Origin of the sequence: Bacillus sp. JJ1773, from assembly GCF_036962035.1 — a bacterium.
Lineage (GTDB): Bacteria > Bacillota > Bacilli > Bacillales > Cytobacillaceae > Cytobacillus.
In genome coordinates, this window is the sequence record NZ_JBALNX010000010.1 from 126,137 (window position 1) to 142,085 (window position 15,949).

General features: G+C 37.9%; 16 protein-coding genes. 12 read left to right on the forward strand and 4 right to left on the reverse strand.

The features are described 5' to 3' along the window. Positions 1–49: 49 nt before the first annotated feature. Positions 50–1,066 carry a GTP 3',8-cyclase MoaA gene (gene moaA / locus V7127_RS02775; protein WP_335483377.1) on the forward strand — a complete coding sequence of 339 codons (1,017 nt, stop codon included), beginning with the start codon at positions 50–52 and terminating at the stop codon, positions 1,064–1,066. An 83-nt stretch (positions 1,067–1,149) separates the two neighbouring features. Here the strand turns inward: moaA and ric are convergent, their stop codons facing one another. Further along, positions 1,150–1,845, reverse strand: coding sequence for an iron-sulfur cluster repair di-iron protein (ric, locus tag V7127_RS02780; protein ID WP_335483379.1), 696 nt, complete (start codon positions 1,843–1,845; stop codon positions 1,150–1,152). A gap of 191 nt (positions 1,846–2,036) precedes the next feature. On the opposite strand from ric, the gene V7127_RS02785 reads away from it, so the two are divergent. The 3 genes from V7127_RS02785 (at position 2,037) to V7127_RS02795 (ending at position 4,665) form a co-directional block, all read left to right on the forward strand. Beyond that, positions 2,037–3,302, forward strand: a complete 1,266-nt coding sequence (locus V7127_RS02785; protein WP_335483381.1) for a molybdopterin molybdotransferase MoeA — start codon at positions 2,037–2,039, stop codon at positions 3,300–3,302. Then, positions 3,296–3,826: a molybdopterin-guanine dinucleotide biosynthesis protein B gene (mobB, locus tag V7127_RS02790; RefSeq protein WP_335483422.1), complete on the forward strand. Its 531-nt coding sequence runs from the start codon at positions 3,296–3,298 to the stop codon at positions 3,824–3,826. The genes V7127_RS02785 and mobB overlap by 7 nt, the downstream gene beginning before the upstream one ends. 122 nt (positions 3,827–3,948) lie before the next feature. Continuing rightward, positions 3,949–4,665 carry a YwiC-like family protein gene (locus V7127_RS02795; protein WP_335483383.1) on the forward strand — a complete coding sequence of 239 codons (717 nt, stop codon included), beginning with the start codon at positions 3,949–3,951 and terminating at the stop codon, positions 4,663–4,665. Positions 4,666–4,698: 33 nt separating this feature from the next. Here the strand turns inward: V7127_RS02795 and V7127_RS02800 are convergent, their stop codons facing one another. Then, positions 4,699–5,391, reverse strand: a complete 693-nt coding sequence (locus V7127_RS02800; protein WP_335483385.1) for a Crp/Fnr family transcriptional regulator — start codon at positions 5,389–5,391, stop codon at positions 4,699–4,701. A 230-nt stretch (positions 5,392–5,621) separates the two neighbouring features. Between V7127_RS02800 and argC the strand changes: the two genes are divergently transcribed. From argC to clpB, 7 genes are all read left to right on the forward strand, one after another. After that, complete coding sequence (gene argC / locus V7127_RS02805; protein WP_335483425.1) at positions 5,622–6,653, forward strand: N-acetyl-gamma-glutamyl-phosphate reductase; 1,032 nt, start codon at positions 5,622–5,624, stop codon at positions 6,651–6,653. A gap of 13 nt (positions 6,654–6,666) precedes the next feature. After that, positions 6,667–7,899: a bifunctional ornithine acetyltransferase/N-acetylglutamate synthase gene (argJ, locus tag V7127_RS02810; RefSeq protein WP_335483387.1), complete on the forward strand. Its 1,233-nt coding sequence runs from the start codon at positions 6,667–6,669 to the stop codon at positions 7,897–7,899. Positions 7,900–7,911: 12 nt separating this feature from the next. Continuing rightward, a complete protein-coding gene (gene argB / locus V7127_RS02815) occupies positions 7,912–8,685 on the forward strand; it encodes an acetylglutamate kinase (protein ID WP_335354217.1) in 774 nt (257 codons plus the stop codon). Further along, positions 8,682–9,839: an acetylornithine transaminase gene (locus tag V7127_RS02820; protein ID WP_335483389.1), complete on the forward strand. Its 1,158-nt coding sequence runs from the start codon at positions 8,682–8,684 to the stop codon at positions 9,837–9,839. The genes argB and V7127_RS02820 overlap by 4 nt, the downstream gene beginning before the upstream one ends. Positions 9,840–10,050: 211 nt before the next feature. Then, the gene (gene argF, locus V7127_RS02825) at positions 10,051–11,010 is read left to right on the forward strand and encodes an ornithine carbamoyltransferase (RefSeq protein ID WP_335354219.1); all 960 of its coding nucleotides are present in this window, start codon (positions 10,051–10,053) and stop codon (positions 11,008–11,010) included. 126 nt (positions 11,011–11,136) lie between these two features. Beyond that, the gene (locus V7127_RS02830) at positions 11,137–11,316 is read left to right on the forward strand and encodes a YjzC family protein (RefSeq protein WP_335354220.1); all 180 of its coding nucleotides are present in this window, start codon (positions 11,137–11,139) and stop codon (positions 11,314–11,316) included. A 95-nt stretch (positions 11,317–11,411) separates the two neighbouring features. Further along, positions 11,412–14,009: an ATP-dependent chaperone ClpB gene (gene clpB, locus V7127_RS02835; protein ID WP_335483391.1), complete on the forward strand. Its 2,598-nt coding sequence runs from the start codon at positions 11,412–11,414 to the stop codon at positions 14,007–14,009. A 56-nt stretch (positions 14,010–14,065) separates the two neighbouring features. On the opposite strand, the gene V7127_RS02840 is transcribed toward clpB, so the two are convergent. Continuing rightward, positions 14,066–14,257, reverse strand: coding sequence for a DUF2929 family protein (locus V7127_RS02840; RefSeq protein WP_335346139.1), 192 nt, complete (start codon positions 14,255–14,257; stop codon positions 14,066–14,068). 204 nt (positions 14,258–14,461) lie between these two features. Between V7127_RS02840 and V7127_RS02845 the strand changes: the two genes are divergently transcribed. Then, positions 14,462–15,202, forward strand: a complete 741-nt coding sequence (locus tag V7127_RS02845) for a hydrolase (RefSeq protein WP_335483393.1) — start codon at positions 14,462–14,464, stop codon at positions 15,200–15,202. Positions 15,203–15,324: 122 nt separating this feature from the next. On the opposite strand, the gene V7127_RS02850 is transcribed toward V7127_RS02845, so the two are convergent. Next, positions 15,325–15,891 carry a polysaccharide deacetylase family protein gene (locus V7127_RS02850; protein ID WP_335483394.1) on the reverse strand — a complete coding sequence of 189 codons (567 nt, stop codon included), beginning with the start codon at positions 15,889–15,891 and terminating at the stop codon, positions 15,325–15,327. Positions 15,892–15,949 lie beyond the last annotated feature (58 nt).

The following is a 15,949-nucleotide window of genomic DNA, read 5'->3' on the forward strand; positions in this document are numbered from 1 at the left end:
AGTATGCTACAATGTTTCAAAAGAGGTCACCCTCAATGGAGTTGATAGGATGGAAAAATCAATCGTTAAAGATCAATTGAATCGACCACTAAGAGATCTGAGGATTTCGGTAATTGACCGCTGTAATTTTCGCTGCACGTATTGTATGCCTGCAGAGAAATTTGGACCGGATTTTGCTTTTTTGCCGAAAAGCGAACTATTAACATATGAGGAAATTGAACTTCTTGCGAAAATATTTGTAGATCTTGGTGTAGAAAAAATCAGACTTACAGGCGGAGAACCATTGCTTCGAAAGGATTTGCCGATTCTCGTGAAAAAGCTTGCGGCAATAGATGGGCTAAAGGATCTCGCATTAACGACAAATGGAGTCTTGCTTCCAAGGCTTGCAAATGATTTAAAGGAAGCCGGGTTACAACGGGTAAATGTTAGCTTAGATTCATTAAATGACGAGTTATTCGGAAAAATAAATGGCAGAAATGTTGCGGTTCAAGAAGTTCTCAATGGAATTAAGGCTGCCCAAGAGGCAGGACTCTTCGTAAAAATTAATATGGTCGTAAAAAAGGGATTAAATGAATCTGAAATCGTACCGATGGCAAAATTTTGCAAAGAACACGGACTACAGCTTCGGTTTATAGAATATATGGACGTTGGCAGCACAAATGGATGGAGAATGGATGATGTTTTCACAAAGAAGGAAATTTATGAAATCTTAAAGGAGCACTTCCTATTGGACGCTGTTGATCCTGATTATTATGGCGAAGTTGCCAAACGTTATCGATATGAAGGGACAAATGTGGATGTAGGGTTTATTCCATCTGTATCGGAATCCTTTTGTTCAAGCTGCACGCGATCAAGACTGTCAGCAAATGGACAGATTTTCACCTGTCTGTTTAATGGAGATGGGCATGATATGAAGGCGTTTATGAGGAACGGTGCGTCAGAAGCTGAAATAAGAAACAGAATCATCGATATTTGGAGCGGTAGAAAAGACCGTTATTCAGACGAACGGACTGAAGAAACAGCAAAAAATCGTAAGAAAATTGAGATGTCCTATATTGGTGGTTAAACATCCCTGCCTAGTCTGGGATGTTTTTTTATAAAAAAAAGAAATCGGCAACCAATCGCCGATTTCCTTTCGCAACATTATGATTAAAAATATCTTGGGAATAAAATGTTATTTTCCAAATGTACATGCATGAATGTTTGTCCTTCAAGCATTTCAAGACGCTTGTACACGAGCGTATACGTTCCGCAAGCATCCAGTGGCAGCTCATAATCAGATGTCGTTTCTCTTAGCTGTCTTAAAAGTCCCCCAGCGTGGTCATGTTCCTTCTCAAGTTCTTTAATGTAGTTAATAATCTCTTCGCGGTTAGGAACTTCAGGATCTTCTAATTGTTTCAGCAATGGGAAAACTGTGTCTTCCTCCTTTGCTGTATGTTCAATCATTTCCTTCTTGAACTCATAGAATAGCTCATATACCTTCAATAGCTCAGGGTGATGATCACCGTGTACCTTTGCTACCTTTGTTACATATGGACTTAACTGGGTAAGTTCATTTAATAATGGAACATGATAATGCTGCATGACATGGTTGATAATTTCTTCAGATGAACTGTCCGTCCATACTTCCATATTGTCCTTTTGATTTTCTTCTTTAACATATACTTCGTTTAAGTCTGCCATTAATTGCTCCATGTTAACGGACAGCTCGGTTGCAGCCGTTATTAATGGAATGTTTCCGCCGCAGCAAAAATCTATACGATAGCGTTTAAATACATCACTTGTTTTCGGTTGTTCATTAACTATATCCTTTACTAATGTTGTTTCTGAAAAAGCCATGGTCATGATAATCCTCCTAATCAAGCTTTATTTACATATACAGCATAAACGATATTTCATTGTTAGCTGGTGACTGTAATCACACTTATGAAAATTATAGACAAATAATAGAAATTTAGTGTGAGCTATATTATATGAAATCAACATCAATACACCTATAATATAAGGATAATGATGTCTCTATAGGAGCTGATAAAATGGTTGAAAGAAGAAATCCCATTCCTGTTGGTGAAGCAGTTCAGCGGGTAATGAACTTTGAAAAAACAGGTCACATAGAATACGTCTCAATAAATGAGAGTTTCGGAAGGTATTTGGCAGAAGATATAACTGCCACTAATGATGTGCCTCATTTTGACCGTTCTCCATATGATGGTTTTGCTGTCAGAGCGGTCGATACGAAAGAAGCATCACCAGACAATCCCATAGAATTTGAAGTTATTGATCATATCGGTGCTGGACACGTGACAAGTAAAATGGTTGGCTCATTCCAGGCGGTTCGCATTATGACAGGGGCACAGATGCCTGCAGAATGTAATGCCGTTGTAATGCTTGAGTTAACGAAAGGCTTTGAAAAAAATGGGAAAAATTATATGTCCATTAAACGTTCATTCAATCCTGGGGATAATATCTCATTCCGAGGTGAGGATGCAAAAGAAGGGGACATTCTTATTAAAAAAGGGGCAAAAATAAATCCAGGAATTCAGGCCATACTAGCCACGTTTGGCTATGCAAAGGTTCCGGTTGCAAAAAAGCCGGTAGTAGGTCTATATGCTACAGGAACTGAGCTGTTGGATGTAGATGATCAGCTACAGCCTGGCAAAATAAGAAACAGCAACTCTTATATGATTGCTGCCCAAATAGAACGCACGGGTGCAGAAGTTAAGTATTTTGGTAAACTTCCTGATGAGTTTGACACATGCTATGAAGCGGTAAAATCAGCTTTAGATAAAGTAGATATACTGATCACAACAGGTGGAGTTTCAGTCGGTGACTTTGATTATCTCCCAGCCATATATAGTAAAATGAATGCTGAAGTGCTTTTTAACAAAGTAGCCATGAGGCCTGGCAGTGTGACGACTGTAGCACAGTTAGAAAGAAAGCTTTTATTCGGTTTATCGGGAAATCCATCCGCTTGCTATGTTGGTTTCGAACTATTTACCCGTCCAATCATAAGGAAAATGCTATTTGCTGAAAAGCCTCATCTTCGGAAAGAGAAGGCTGAACTTACGGTTGAATTTGCAAAAGCAAATCCTTTTACCCGCTTTGTTAGAAGTACTGTCACTGTAAAGGACGGAAAATTATTGGTTTTTCCAAGTGGTGTAGACAAATCCAATATCGTAATGAGCCTTGCCGGAGCTAATTCCTTAATGATTCTTCCAGGGGGAACGAGGGGCTTTCAAGCAGGCTCTGAAGTGGATGTATTGCTGCTTGAGGACTATGACGGAAGCGAGTGGCCATGGTAACGTCTCCATATGTTTTTCAAGTGGTTGGTTACCAAAACAGCGGAAAAACAACACTTGTAAATAAAATTATTACTCATCTTACGAAACATGAATTAACAGCCGCAACGGTTAAGCATCATGGGCATGGAGGAAAGCCTGAACTGCTTGAAACGAAGGATTCTAGTCAGCATATTTCTTCTGGGGCACTCGCAGCTATTGTGGAGGGGGATGGAAGAATCCTTCTCCAAGCCGAGAAAATAAAATGGACGATTGATGAGCAGCTTGTGATCCTAAAGCAATTTAACCCAGACTTTATTATTATTGAAGGCCATAAGCATGCCAGTTATCCGAAAATTGTTATCCTGAGATCGCTTGATAGCTATAAACTTCTTACAACCTTAACGAATATTAAAGCAGCTTTGTATTGGGATGAGGAAAATGCCACGATTAGAGATGCTTATCCTAACATTCCATTTTTTTCTATCCATGATAAGGCAGGGGTAGAATGGATTATCAAGTTCCTAATAAACCAGCAAAGTAAATAAAATGTAAACGCCTCAAAACCGTCACAATTTGGCGGTTTTATTCCTTTCTGTGATAATTTTCACTTAACGAAAATGAATTAGCAGATATAGTAAAGTCAGCATTCCAAAGGGAGGAGAAAATAGTGAAGCTATTTTTACCAAAACAGCACGGGGCTTGGGCGATGCTAATGATCCCGTTTTGGCTGGGAGTTGCTGCAAATGATTTCATGTGGATACATATCCCTTTTTTCTTTGGCTGGCTATTACTGTATTTAGCTACATATCCAATGCTCCTTTTATTTAAAAGGAAAAAGATAAATTTCTATCGAAAATGGACGATTATCTATGTAGTGCCGGCTTTGATATTGCTCTTGATACCATTATGGGAAAGACCTTCCATAGTGATATTTGGGCTGGTTATGATTCCTTTCTTTACCCTTAACGCCTATTATTCATCGAAAAACAGGGATCGTGCATTAGGCAATGATTTGAGTGCTATTATTGTGTTTTCAATAGCAGGGTTAGCTAGTGGCTTTCTTTCAAATGGAGACCTGATTAGTGAGGTTTGGATAGTCTTTTTTGCCTCAATTTTATTTTTCACTGGCAGCACCTTTTTTGTAAAAACAATGATAAGAGAAAAGAAAAACCAAAAGTATAAATGGATATCCTGGTTATTTCATATAGCGATTATTATGGTCTGGATCATGACGGGCAATTGGATAGTAGTGGCAGCCTATATCCCAAGCCTAATTAGAGCCGTCATTTTTTACGGCAAAGGCTTGACGATGGCCAAATTAGGCATTCTTGAGATTGTAAACGCCGCTTATTTTTTCATCATCGTTCTTAATGCCATACAATAAAAAAAACGCTTCGACTAAGCGTTTTTTTTTGAGCTAATCAATATTACATATCTCAACTGGGCAGTTTTCACAGTCTATTTCGTTTTTTAAATAGTTAAGGCTGTGGATAGTAATGACTCCTTTTTCTACCGAAATAATTTCTTTTTTTCGAAGTTCTCCTAACATCCGGTTAACCACTTCTCTGGATGTTCCGCAAAAATTAGCGAGCTCTTGGTTCGTTAATGGGATGCTTAACGTAATTCCATTTTCGGAAATCACTCCATAGCTATTGGAAAGTCTAATCAATGTTGAATATAGGGCACCCTTTTTCCCATGGAGAATGAGATCTCTAAATTTAGTTTGTGTTTTTCGATATTGAAGGCTTGTCCACTTCATTAATTCAAGTGCTAGCTTATGCTCCTGTTTTAACCTTTCCTCTAATTCACTTTGAGCGATAACCGCAACCTCTCCAGCCTCAATTACCTTTGCACTTAGCATGTACCTTGGTGCTGAACAGAAAAGTGTAAGCTCCCCAATGATATCACCTGTAGAGCACATTCTTAAAGTAAGCTCACGCCCATCTGGAACGATTTTACTTATTTGAATTAAACCGCTTTCAATAATAAACAGTTCGCTTGCTTTCATCCCTTCTTGGAATAGAAAGGTGCCTTTTTCAATTTTTCTTTTATGATTAACAGTTAGTAATAACTCTTTAAGCTCATTAGAAAACTCAATTTGAGACTCCATTTGATAAACCACCTTTTCCCGTAGTGTCTGTCCGTGGGAAAAACGAACCTATAACGTTAGAATAATTCAATCTTTTAGGGATAATAACACTATTATATTGTAAAGATAAAAAACTTCAACAAAAAACAGTTGATTTTATCTTCCATCCTTTCTATAATAAGAGAAATATTAATTCATAAATATAAAAAAAAATGATTAAATATACAACATGGTTAATGAAGGGAGAAGCTATGAACGTTTCAATTATTGGAACAACGGGATATGGAGGAGCAGAGCTGCTGAGGATATTACATAGGCATCCTGAATTTAAAATACAATCAATCCACTCATCTAAGAAAGATATTCCGATTTGGAAAGAATATCCCCACCTCTTTGAAATCATTGGTGACAACTTGCAGAACATTAATTCAAGTAAGATCGCTGAACAATCAGATATAGTTTTTCTTGCTACGCCATCGGGAATTTCCGGACATTTAGCTGATGAATTTGAAAATAAGAATATAACCGTTATTGATCTATCTGGCGATTTAAGATTACCAGCAGAGACATATAAGGCATGGTACAAACATGAACCTGTTAATGAATCTTTGTCTGCCAAAGCCGTCTATGGACTTTCAGAATGGTACAAAGAAGAGATTAGAGCTTCCAGATTAATCGCCAATCCTGGATGTTACCCGACTGCTACACTATTGGGCCTGGCCCCAGTCGTAAAAGAAAAGCTGATTAATCCATCGAGTATTATAATCGATGCCAAATCAGGAGTATCAGGTGCCGGCAGATCATTAGCCCGAAATACTAGTTTTTCAGAGGCAAATGAGAACTTTAGAGTTTATAAGGTTAATGAACACCAGCATACGCCTGAAATTGAGAAACAGCTTTCAAGATGGAATAACGATATAAGTCCAATTACCTTTACAACACATCTATTGCCAATTACGAGAGGAATCATGATCACAGCCTATGCTCAATTATCAGCAGATCTAAATACCTCCCAACTGCTAGAGTTGTATAACGAAACTTACCGTGAAAATCCGTTCATTCGCATTAGGCCGGAAAATACATTCCCATCGGTAAAAGAGGTGGCTGGCTCCAACTACTGTGATATTGGTCTTCATGTCGATCCAAGGACCGGAAGATTAACGATTATTTCTGTTATTGATAATTTAATGAAGGGTGCAGCAGGGCAGGCTGTGCAAAATGCAAATATTATCTGTGGTTTTGAAGAAACGGCAGGTTTAGATTTTATTCCAATGTATCCATAAGGAGGAAGAAGAAATGCAAGCTGTTACTCAATCTGTATCCATAAAAGAGGTTAAAGGAGGAAGTATCATTTCTCCAAAAGGATTTAATACTTCCGGGGTGCATGCAGGTTTAAGGTATTCAAAAAAAGATCTAGGGATTATTATTAGCGAAATTCCAGCAAATTGCGCTGCTGTTTATACGACTAGCCATTTTCAGGCAGCACCATTAAAAGTAACACAAGAAAGCATTGAAGTGGAGAAAATGCTGCAAGCAGTGGTTGTTAATAGTGCTTGTGCAAATGCTTGTACCGGGGAAAAAGGAATAAAAGACGCTTTCCAAATGAGAAAATGGACAGCAGAAAAATTTGGATTAAAGGAGCACTACGTAGCAGTCGCATCAACGGGAGTTATTGGTGAGTATTTGCCAATGGATAAGCTTGAAATCGGGATTCAGAATTTACAGCCGGATAACGACTCTAAGCATGGTGAGGACTTTCAAACAGCGATTCTAACTACAGATATTGTGATGAAGAATTGTTGCTACAGCGCAGTTATTGATGGTTTAACGATTTCAATGGGCGGGGCGGCTAAAGGCTCTGGGATGATCAATCCGAATATGGCTACAATGCTAGGCTTTATAACTACAGATGCTCATATTGAAAGTGAACATCTTCAAGCTGCTCTAGGGCTTGTTACAGATACGACATTTAATCAAATAACAGTTGATGGGGATACATCGACAAATGATATGGTTCTTGTAATGGCCAATGGAATGGCCGGAAATAAGTCATTAACACCTAATCACCCTGATTGGGGAAAGTTTGTGCAACTACTTTCGAAGACATGTGAAAGCCTAGCAAAGCAAATCGCGAAAGACGGCGAAGGGGCAACGAAATTAATTGAAGTGGATGTAAAAGGTGCAGAAAGTGATCTTGAGGCACGACAAGTAGCTAAGCAAATTGTAGGGTCAAACCTTGTGAAAACAGCAGTATATGGAGAAGATGCTAACTGGGGAAGAATCATCGGAGCTATAGGTCAGTCAAAGGTTCGTATAAACCCTAATACTGTCGACATTGCGATTGGGCCAGTTACAATGCTTAAGAATAGTGAGCCACAGCCATTTTCAGAAGAAGAGGCAAGCGAATATTTGCGCAGCCAAACAATTCATATTTATGTTGATCTTCACCAAGGAACTGGAGCAGGTAAGGCCTGGGGCTGTGACTTAAGCTATGATTACGTCAAAATTAATGCAAGTTACCGTTCGTAAGGGGGAAGTCACATGAAAACAATCGTTATTAAATGCGGTGGAAGTGTGATGGATGAACTAACCCCAATATTTTTTGAAAGTTTAATAGAGTTAGAAAAACAAGGCTACCAGCTTATATTCGTACACGGGGGAGGACCTGATATTAATAAAATGCTTGATCTTTTTCAGGTCCCTCATGAATTTGTTCAAGGGCTTCGTAAGACAACTTCACAAGCTCTTGAAATTGTCGAAATGGTTTTGTCTGGTCAGACAAACAGAAAACTAGTAGCTAAACTCCAGTCTTATGGATTAAAGGGTTTTGGTTTAAATGGAAGTGACGGAGGGGTCTTGCAAGGGGAGTTTCTTGACAAGGAGCAGCTTGGATTTGTCGGTGATGTTACGAAGGTGAACAAAGAGGTAATCACCATGCTTTTGCAAGACCGATTTATTCCTGTCATTACGCCAATTGCAGTTACCGAAGATGGAGCAAAGCTAAATATAAATGCCGATTTTGCTGCAGCAGCTGTAGCAAATGCATTAGAGGTTGAACATTGTATTTTTGTCACAGATGTAGATGGGATTATGATTGATGGCAACATCGTGCTTCAAACAAATACTGAAGAGATAGATAGATACATTAATGAAGGACAAATCACTGGCGGAATGATTCCCAAGGTTAAATCAGCTGTAGCCTCTATCGAAAAAGGAATAAAAAGTGTGATGATTGTTTCAGGAAAAAAGAGATTTTTTGATGGTTTACAATGGATTGGAACAGAAATCAATGCCAAAGAGAGGGTATTAAAATGAGCCATTTATTTCCGACATATGCCCGTTGGGACGTTGAGCCAGAGCAGGCAGAAGGCTGTGTAATGATAGATAAAAACGGAAAAAGATATTTGGATTTTACAGCAGGAATTGGAGTTTGCAATCTAGGCCATCGCCCTGAGGTCGTGCAAAAAGCAATCAGCAGCCAACTGGACCGATTCTGGCATGTTTCCAATTTATTTATTCAAGGGGAGCAAGAGAAGGCTGCAAAACTGCTAGCTGAAGGTGCTAAGATGGATTTAGTATTTTTTTCAAACAGTGGTGCTGAAGCGAATGAAGCGGCAATTAAGCTCGCTAGAAAAGCTACTGGCCGAAAGAAAATCATTACCTTTACGAATTCTTTCCATGGACGGACTTTTGCCACCATGTCGGCAACAGGACAGGATAAAATAAAAACCGGTTTTGGTCCTATGCTTGAAACATTTGTCTACTTGCCTTTTAATGATTTAGATGGACTTAAAGAGGCGATGGATAACGAAACAGCTGCCATAATGCTTGAAGTTGTTCAAGGTGAGGGCGGAATTCATATTGGAAAGCAAGAGTTTTTACAGGGTGTTCAGGAATTATGTAAAGAGTATAATGCCCTTTTCATTATTGACGAAATTCAAACTGGGATTGGGCGGACAGGTGCACCGTTTGCATTTCAGCAATTTAACTTAACACCTGATATTGTCACCTCTGCGAAAGGGTTAGGAAATGGCTTGCCAATTGGAGCAGTAATCGGGAGAAAGGAACTAGAAACAGTCTTTGGACCTGGAAGCCATGGGTCAACCTTTGGCGGAAATCCCCTTTCAGTTGCTGCGGCTATTGCTACAATGGAAATTATATTTCAAGAGGAATTTTTACAGAATGTCCTAAACAACAGTCAATATCTGTTAAAGAAAATATGCAGTGATTTAGGTTCATTAGAAGAGATTAATGAAATTAGAAATCTTGGCTTCATGTTCGGAATTGAAACGTCTATTGATTTGCCTGTTTTATTAAAGGAACTTAGGGAAAATGGATTGTTAGCCCTGCCAGCAGGCAGTAATGTATTACGGCTTTTGCCGCCTTTAACGGTATCAATTTCCGAAATGGATGAAGCAGTAAATATAATTAAAACAGTAATAAAAAAATTCTCTAAAACAGCCGTATAGGCTGATAATTTTTAAAATAAATTGCATAAAAATAAATAATATTAAATAAAAATACATCAGAAAAGGATTATAAAACTACTTTGAAAATAAATTTATTTATAAGTATGCTCTAAATAAATCAAATCCATCGTTGCTTCGACTAAAAATTGCTTGGGAAATATTAAACGTCAAATAAAATTGGAAAAAAATACAAATAAAAGGAGTGATTGAATTGGCTATTTCAATTCAAACAGCAGATAACAAACTTAATATTAAAGGAAATGATTTTTTAGCTTTAGCAGATTTCTCTCCAGAGGTTATAAGTGGTTTACTTCAAAAAGCTAAGAAGCTTAAGAATGCAGCATTGCTTGGTGAACACATTGCTCCCTTACAGGGTAAAATTCTAGGGATGATATTTGAGAAATCATCTACACGTACGAGAGTTTCATTTGAAGCTGGCATGATTCAGCTTGGGGGTCAGGCTTTATATTTAAATAGTCAAGATCTCCAATTAGGAAGAGGGGAGTCCATTGCTGATACGGCTAAGGTTCTTTCACATTATGTAGACGCCATTATGATTCGTACTTTTTCGCATAAAACTATTGAAGAGCTTGCTTTACATGCAACGATTCCAGTCATTAATGGGCTGACAGATTTGTACCACCCATGTCAGGCATTAGCAGATTTATTAACTTTACAGGAAACTAAAGGTGAATTAGCAGGGTTAAAGCTAGCATATGTTGGTGATGGAAATAATGTTGCCCATTCATTAATGATTGGCGCAGCAAAACTAGGAGTAAATATTACGGTAGCCACTCCAGTTGGTTATGAACCAAATGCAGATATCGTTAATAAGGCAAAAGGGTTTGCTGCTGCTAGCGGAGGAAATGTAGCGATAACAAATAATCCATATGAAGCTGTAAATGGTGCAGATGCTATTTATACAGACGTGTGGACGAGTATGGGGCAAGAGGCCGAAAATGAAAAAAGACTGAAAGACTTCACAGATTTCCAAGTAAACGAGAGTCTTGTCAAAAATGCGAAGAATGATTTCACTTTCCTTCATTGCTTGCCAGCACATAGGGGAGAAGAAGTTACAGCAAATGTGATTGATGGACCGAATTCAGCTGTCTTCCAGCAGGCTGGCAACAGACTTCATGTTCAAAAAGCTCTATTATCGGAAATTTTATAAAAACAAAAGGCCTTCTTACTGTTGGAAGGCCTTTTGCTATTTTATTATGGTAAAAAGTTCTATCTCGCTGAATTTTTACGATGGAAATAATAGTAGTGATTCTAGAAATAAAGGAGGAATTTATGTATGGGGCAAAATCGTCAATTTAAACCGGGTCAGAAAGCACCTAATAATGGAGTTTATATTGAAGTTGGCGAAACCGGAAGCAATGTTAATAATCCACAAATGTTAAAGCTTAAGGCAGGAGATAGATTTCCTGAAAACTCCAACCATAACCGTGTTTGGACGTATCAAAGAAAACCTTAAGCTTAATTTATTATTCAGAGCCATCCATTTGTGGATGGCTTTACATATGCTATAATAACATTAAAGGTCAAAGAAGGTCAGAGAGGAGGATATGTATGGATATTAATAAAATGACGGAACGGATGCAGGACGGCATTATAAGTGCGCAAAATCTAGCAATAAGGGAACAGCATCAGGAAGTGGATGATGTTCATTTATTATTGGCTCTTCTCGGACAGGACAACAGTCTAATGGCATCTATTCTGAAAAAGTCACATGTATCAATTGAAAATATGAAAAAAGGTTTAGAACACATACTTAGGAAAAAACCGCAAGTTTCGGGAACCGGTATTGAACAGGGAAAGCTATATATTACGAGTAATCTTCAACGCAGTTTGGCAAGGGCAGATGAAATTAGAGAAAATTTTAATGATGAATTTATTTCAGTTGAACATGTCCTATTAGCCATCTCAGAATCAACATCCGAAGCGTCAGCAGCTTTTAACAAAGAGGGAATTAATAGTCATAAGCTAGAGATTGCGATAAAGGAAATAAGGGGGAATCAAAGGGTGACATCACAAAATCCAGAAGCAACATATGAAGCCTTAAAAAAATATGGGAGAGACTTAGTTGCAGAGGTAAAGGCGGGAAAGATGGACCCTGTAATTGGGAGAGATAGTGAAATTAGGAATGTCATTCGAATTTTATCTAGAAAAACAAAAAACAATCCTGTATTAATCGGAGAACCGGGTGTAGGGAAAACGGCAATAGTCGAGGGCCTTGCTCAAAGAATTGTACGAAGAGATGTTCCAGAAGGGTTAAAGGATAAAACAATATTCTCCTTAGATATGAGCTCTCTTATTGCCGGAGCAAAATTTAGAGGAGAGTTTGAAGAGCGTCTTAAAGCGGTTTTAAATGAAGTAAAAAAAAGCGAAGGAAGGATTCTTCTCTTTATTGATGAGATCCACACCATCGTTGGAGCAGGCAAGACGGAGGGGGCTATGGACGCAGGAAATATGCTAAAACCAATGCTCGCCCGAGGTGAATTGCATTGTATAGGTGCCACGACCCTTGATGAACACCGAAAATATATTGAAAAGGATCCAGCATTAGAAAGACGCTTTCAGCAAGTTCTCGTTCAAGAGCCTGATGTGGAGGACTCCATTTCGATCCTTAGAGGGCTTAAAGAAAGATATGAGATTCACCACGGGGTCAATATACATGACCGTGCCCTTGTTGCAGCGGTTACTTTATCGGATAGATATATAACAGACCGCTTTCTCCCCGATAAAGCAATTGATTTAGTTGATGAGGCTTGTGCTATGATTCGCACGGAAATTGACTCTATGCCACAGGAACTTGATGAGGTTACAAGAAGAGTAATGCAGCTTGAAATAGAGGAAGCAGCATTAAGGAAAGAAAGTGACGAAGCAAGTAAAGCTAGACTTTTGCTTTTGCAGAAGGAATTGGCTGATTTTAAGGAAAAAGCCGATCATATGCAAGCAAAATGGCAGTACGAAAAAGAAGGCATTCAGAAAATCCGTGAAAAAAGAGAACAGCTGGAAAAATTACGTCGCGAACTCGAAAAGGCCGAAAGCGAATACGATTTAAATAAAGCAGCAGAGCTTCGACACGGAAGTATTCCTGCATTGGAAAAAGAAATAAAGCTGCTTGAGCAGGAAGTCAATGAGAAGGATGGAGAACGCTTATTAAGAGAAGAGGTAACAGAAGAGGAGATAGCGGACATTGTTGCAAGATGGACAGGCATTCCTGTAGCCAAGCTTGTTGAAGGTGAACGTGAGAAGCTCCTAAGACTAGAAAGCATTCTTCATGAAAGAGTGATCGGGCAGAATGAAGCAGTTGAACTTGTGTCCGATGCTGTTCTTCGTGCAAGAGCAGGGATTAAAGATCCAAATCGTCCAATAGGTTCTTTTATTTTCCTAGGTCCAACAGGGGTAGGAAAGACCGAGCTTGCGAAAGCTTTAGCACAAAGCTTGTTTGACAGTGAAGAGCATATTATTCGGATTGATATGTCTGAATACATGGAGAAGCATGCAGTTTCAAGATTAATTGGAGCTCCTCCCGGTTATGTCGGCTATGAGGAAGGCGGACAGCTGACAGAAGCAGTTAGAAGAAAGCCATACTCCGTTATTCTGCTTGATGAAATTGAGAAGGCACATCCAGAAGTCTTTAACATTGTTCTGCAAATGCTCGATGATGGAAGGATTACGGACTCACAGGGAAGAACAGTTGATTTTAAAAATACAGTGATTATCATGACGTCTAATATTGGTTCACAGTATTTGCTTGAACGCGTTAGCGGAGAAGAATATATAAATGAAGAAACTCGAAATAAAGTGATGAGTACATTAAGAGGACATTTTCGTCCAGAATTTTTAAATCGGGTAGACGAAATCACCCTATTTAAGCCTCTTGCATTAACAGAAATAAAGGAAATTGTTTCTAAGTTAATCAAACAGCTCCAAGAGAGATTATCTGATCAGCATATTCGCCTAAATATTTCAGAAACAGCTAAGGAGTATATTGCTGAAAATGGATTTGATCCTGTTTATGGTGCTAGGCCGTTAAAGCGTTTTATCCAAAGAAATGTAGAAACGATTTTAGCCCGCAGAATTATCAGTGGGGAAATTAAAGATTATAGTGAAGTATCGATTACGATTGAAAACGATGAATTAACAGTGAAAATCCAATAAAAAAAGGGAGTGACTTAGGAAGGGTATGCAAGCATACGCTAAAGTCACTCTCTTTTTTAGTGAATACCTTCTTTTTCCACTGGTCCTTCAGGAATGATCGTTGAAATAACAAAAATTAAAATCGTAGTACCTACTGCAAGAATGGATCCTGTTTTGAAATCAAAAGCTAAACCAAGCATGGAGCTTACAACATAAGTTAACATTTGAACAAGAAGAAAAGTCCAAAAAAACGTCCAAAAGAATCTCATCGTATTCACCTCTACATTATTAAATCCCTATCATATTACCATAAGGAGAAAAAATAATAAATGACTACAGCTGAAAAATTATGGCATGCCTTTGTATTTCACAAACTGCAAATAGTTTCCATATGAAAAATAGGCTATGTCCCGTTCATTTCATGTGAACCGTCATACATTATTATGAACTAAGCAGCAAGGGAGTTTTTCACGATGGAAAGCCGGAACTTTAGATTGGATACCGAATGGAATATGATCCATTATCCTAATAAGCCAAGCGGTTTCGGTATCCTAATCATTGGTGATGACAGGCACTTTGTTAATGAACAAGGGAGCTACTGGACACAGAATGAAGGAAAAGCAGCTTTATTAAAAATGCTAAATGAAGAGGGCTATACTATTTTTTATTCAAATCTTTACGGAAAGAATTGGGGAAGTGAAAGAGCATTTAAACTGGCGAGAAGATTATATGAACATTTAATCCGCACAGAAATAATAAATGTGAAAATCAATATAATTGCAGAAGGGATGGGGGCATTAATTGCATTAAAACTAATAGATGAAATGGGTCCTCAGCTAATCCGCACATGTATATTAATAAATCCCATCTTTTCGCTTAAAGATCATTTAGATATGGAAAAAGAACATAAATTTTTCTATAAAAAATTTCTAAAAGAGCTAGCTGATGCTTATAATATCGACATTATGCAGGTTGAACTTGAAGTAATGAAAAAAATGGAAAACTTTAATTATCCCCTGAAGATCCCAATGAAAATTATGCATATTATGACGGATAGGAGATCGTATAATCTGGCAAAACAAACAAAAAACCGAACTTTAAAATGGATGGAAGAAGGAATCCAAACTTCAATTTGTTATTTACTGCCTGAAAAAAAGCAAGGGATTGAATCGCAAATTGTTGATTTTATGAAACAAAATGAAAGGATATTATAAAACAGCCTCTATAAATAAGATTCAAATGTTCAAGACAATAATAGTTATATTCGCAAGTTTCCATCATTCCACTATTAAACCAGGTATTTTCCTTCTGAGGGAAAATACCCAACTTACATAATCTAACAGGAAAGTAATTCGCTTATTGTACAAACTAATAATCTCTTTTCAGCAGCATGATTCAAAATAATAGGAAGTGCTTCAAGAGATGATTTTTTTGGATGCATAAGAATAATAGAGCCGTTCTTTAAATTAGGTACAATTCTGTTAATAATTTCATGGTGATCCTCGAGTTTCCAATCCAATGTATCTAAAGTCCAAAGAATAGTTTTCATTTTTTCCTTCGCAGCAGCTTCAATGACCCTTTGATCGAAATATCCATAGGGAGGAGTGAAAAAGGCTGGTTTTATTTTCAGATGTTGTTCAATTACATCATTCGTGCTTGTAATCTCATTTTTAATTTCTTCATCCGAAAGTGTGATCATATTCGGATGTGAATAGGCATGGTTTCCGATCTCATGTCCGGCAAGCTGTATCTTAAGTGCAGATTGGGGATTGTTATTGACCCATCTGCCCTCAAGGAAAAAAGTAAGCTTAATTTGATATTTCTTCAAAATCATTAATAAATCCTTTAAATATTCATTACCCCATGCAACATTGACCATAAAAGCAATTTTTCCCGAATTCAAATTACCATGATAAATAGGTATGTGTTCCACCCAATCTTGTCCTCTCTATATAATTTTA

Coding starts and splice junctions, on each gene's coding strand:
- argC (WP_335483425.1), top strand. CDS start 5,622: ATGAACGTTTCAATTATTGGAACAACGGGATATGGAGGAGCAGAGCTG.
- moaA (WP_335483377.1), top strand. CDS start 50: ATGGAAAAATCAATCGTTAAAGATCAATTGAATCGACCACTAAGAGAT.
- V7127_RS02820 (WP_335483389.1), top strand. CDS start 8,682: ATGAGCCATTTATTTCCGACATATGCCCGTTGGGACGTTGAGCCAGAG.
- argB (WP_335354217.1), top strand. CDS start 7,912: ATGAAAACAATCGTTATTAAATGCGGTGGAAGTGTGATGGATGAACTA.
- ric (WP_335483379.1), bottom strand. CDS start 1,845: ATGACCATGGCTTTTTCAGAAACAACATTAGTAAAGGATATAGTTAAT.
- V7127_RS02785 (WP_335483381.1), top strand. CDS start 2,037: ATGGTTGAAAGAAGAAATCCCATTCCTGTTGGTGAAGCAGTTCAGCGG.
- V7127_RS02840 (WP_335346139.1), bottom strand. CDS start 14,257: ATGAGATTCTTTTGGACGTTTTTTTGGACTTTTCTTCTTGTTCAAATG.
- V7127_RS02800 (WP_335483385.1), bottom strand. CDS start 5,391: ATGGAGTCTCAAATTGAGTTTTCTAATGAGCTTAAAGAGTTATTACTA.
- argJ (WP_335483387.1), top strand. CDS start 6,667: ATGCAAGCTGTTACTCAATCTGTATCCATAAAAGAGGTTAAAGGAGGA.
- V7127_RS02830 (WP_335354220.1), top strand. CDS start 11,137: ATGGGGCAAAATCGTCAATTTAAACCGGGTCAGAAAGCACCTAATAAT.
- clpB (WP_335483391.1), top strand. CDS start 11,412: ATGGATATTAATAAAATGACGGAACGGATGCAGGACGGCATTATAAGT.
- V7127_RS02845 (WP_335483393.1), top strand. CDS start 14,462: ATGGAAAGCCGGAACTTTAGATTGGATACCGAATGGAATATGATCCAT.
- mobB (WP_335483422.1), top strand. CDS start 3,296: ATGGTAACGTCTCCATATGTTTTTCAAGTGGTTGGTTACCAAAACAGC.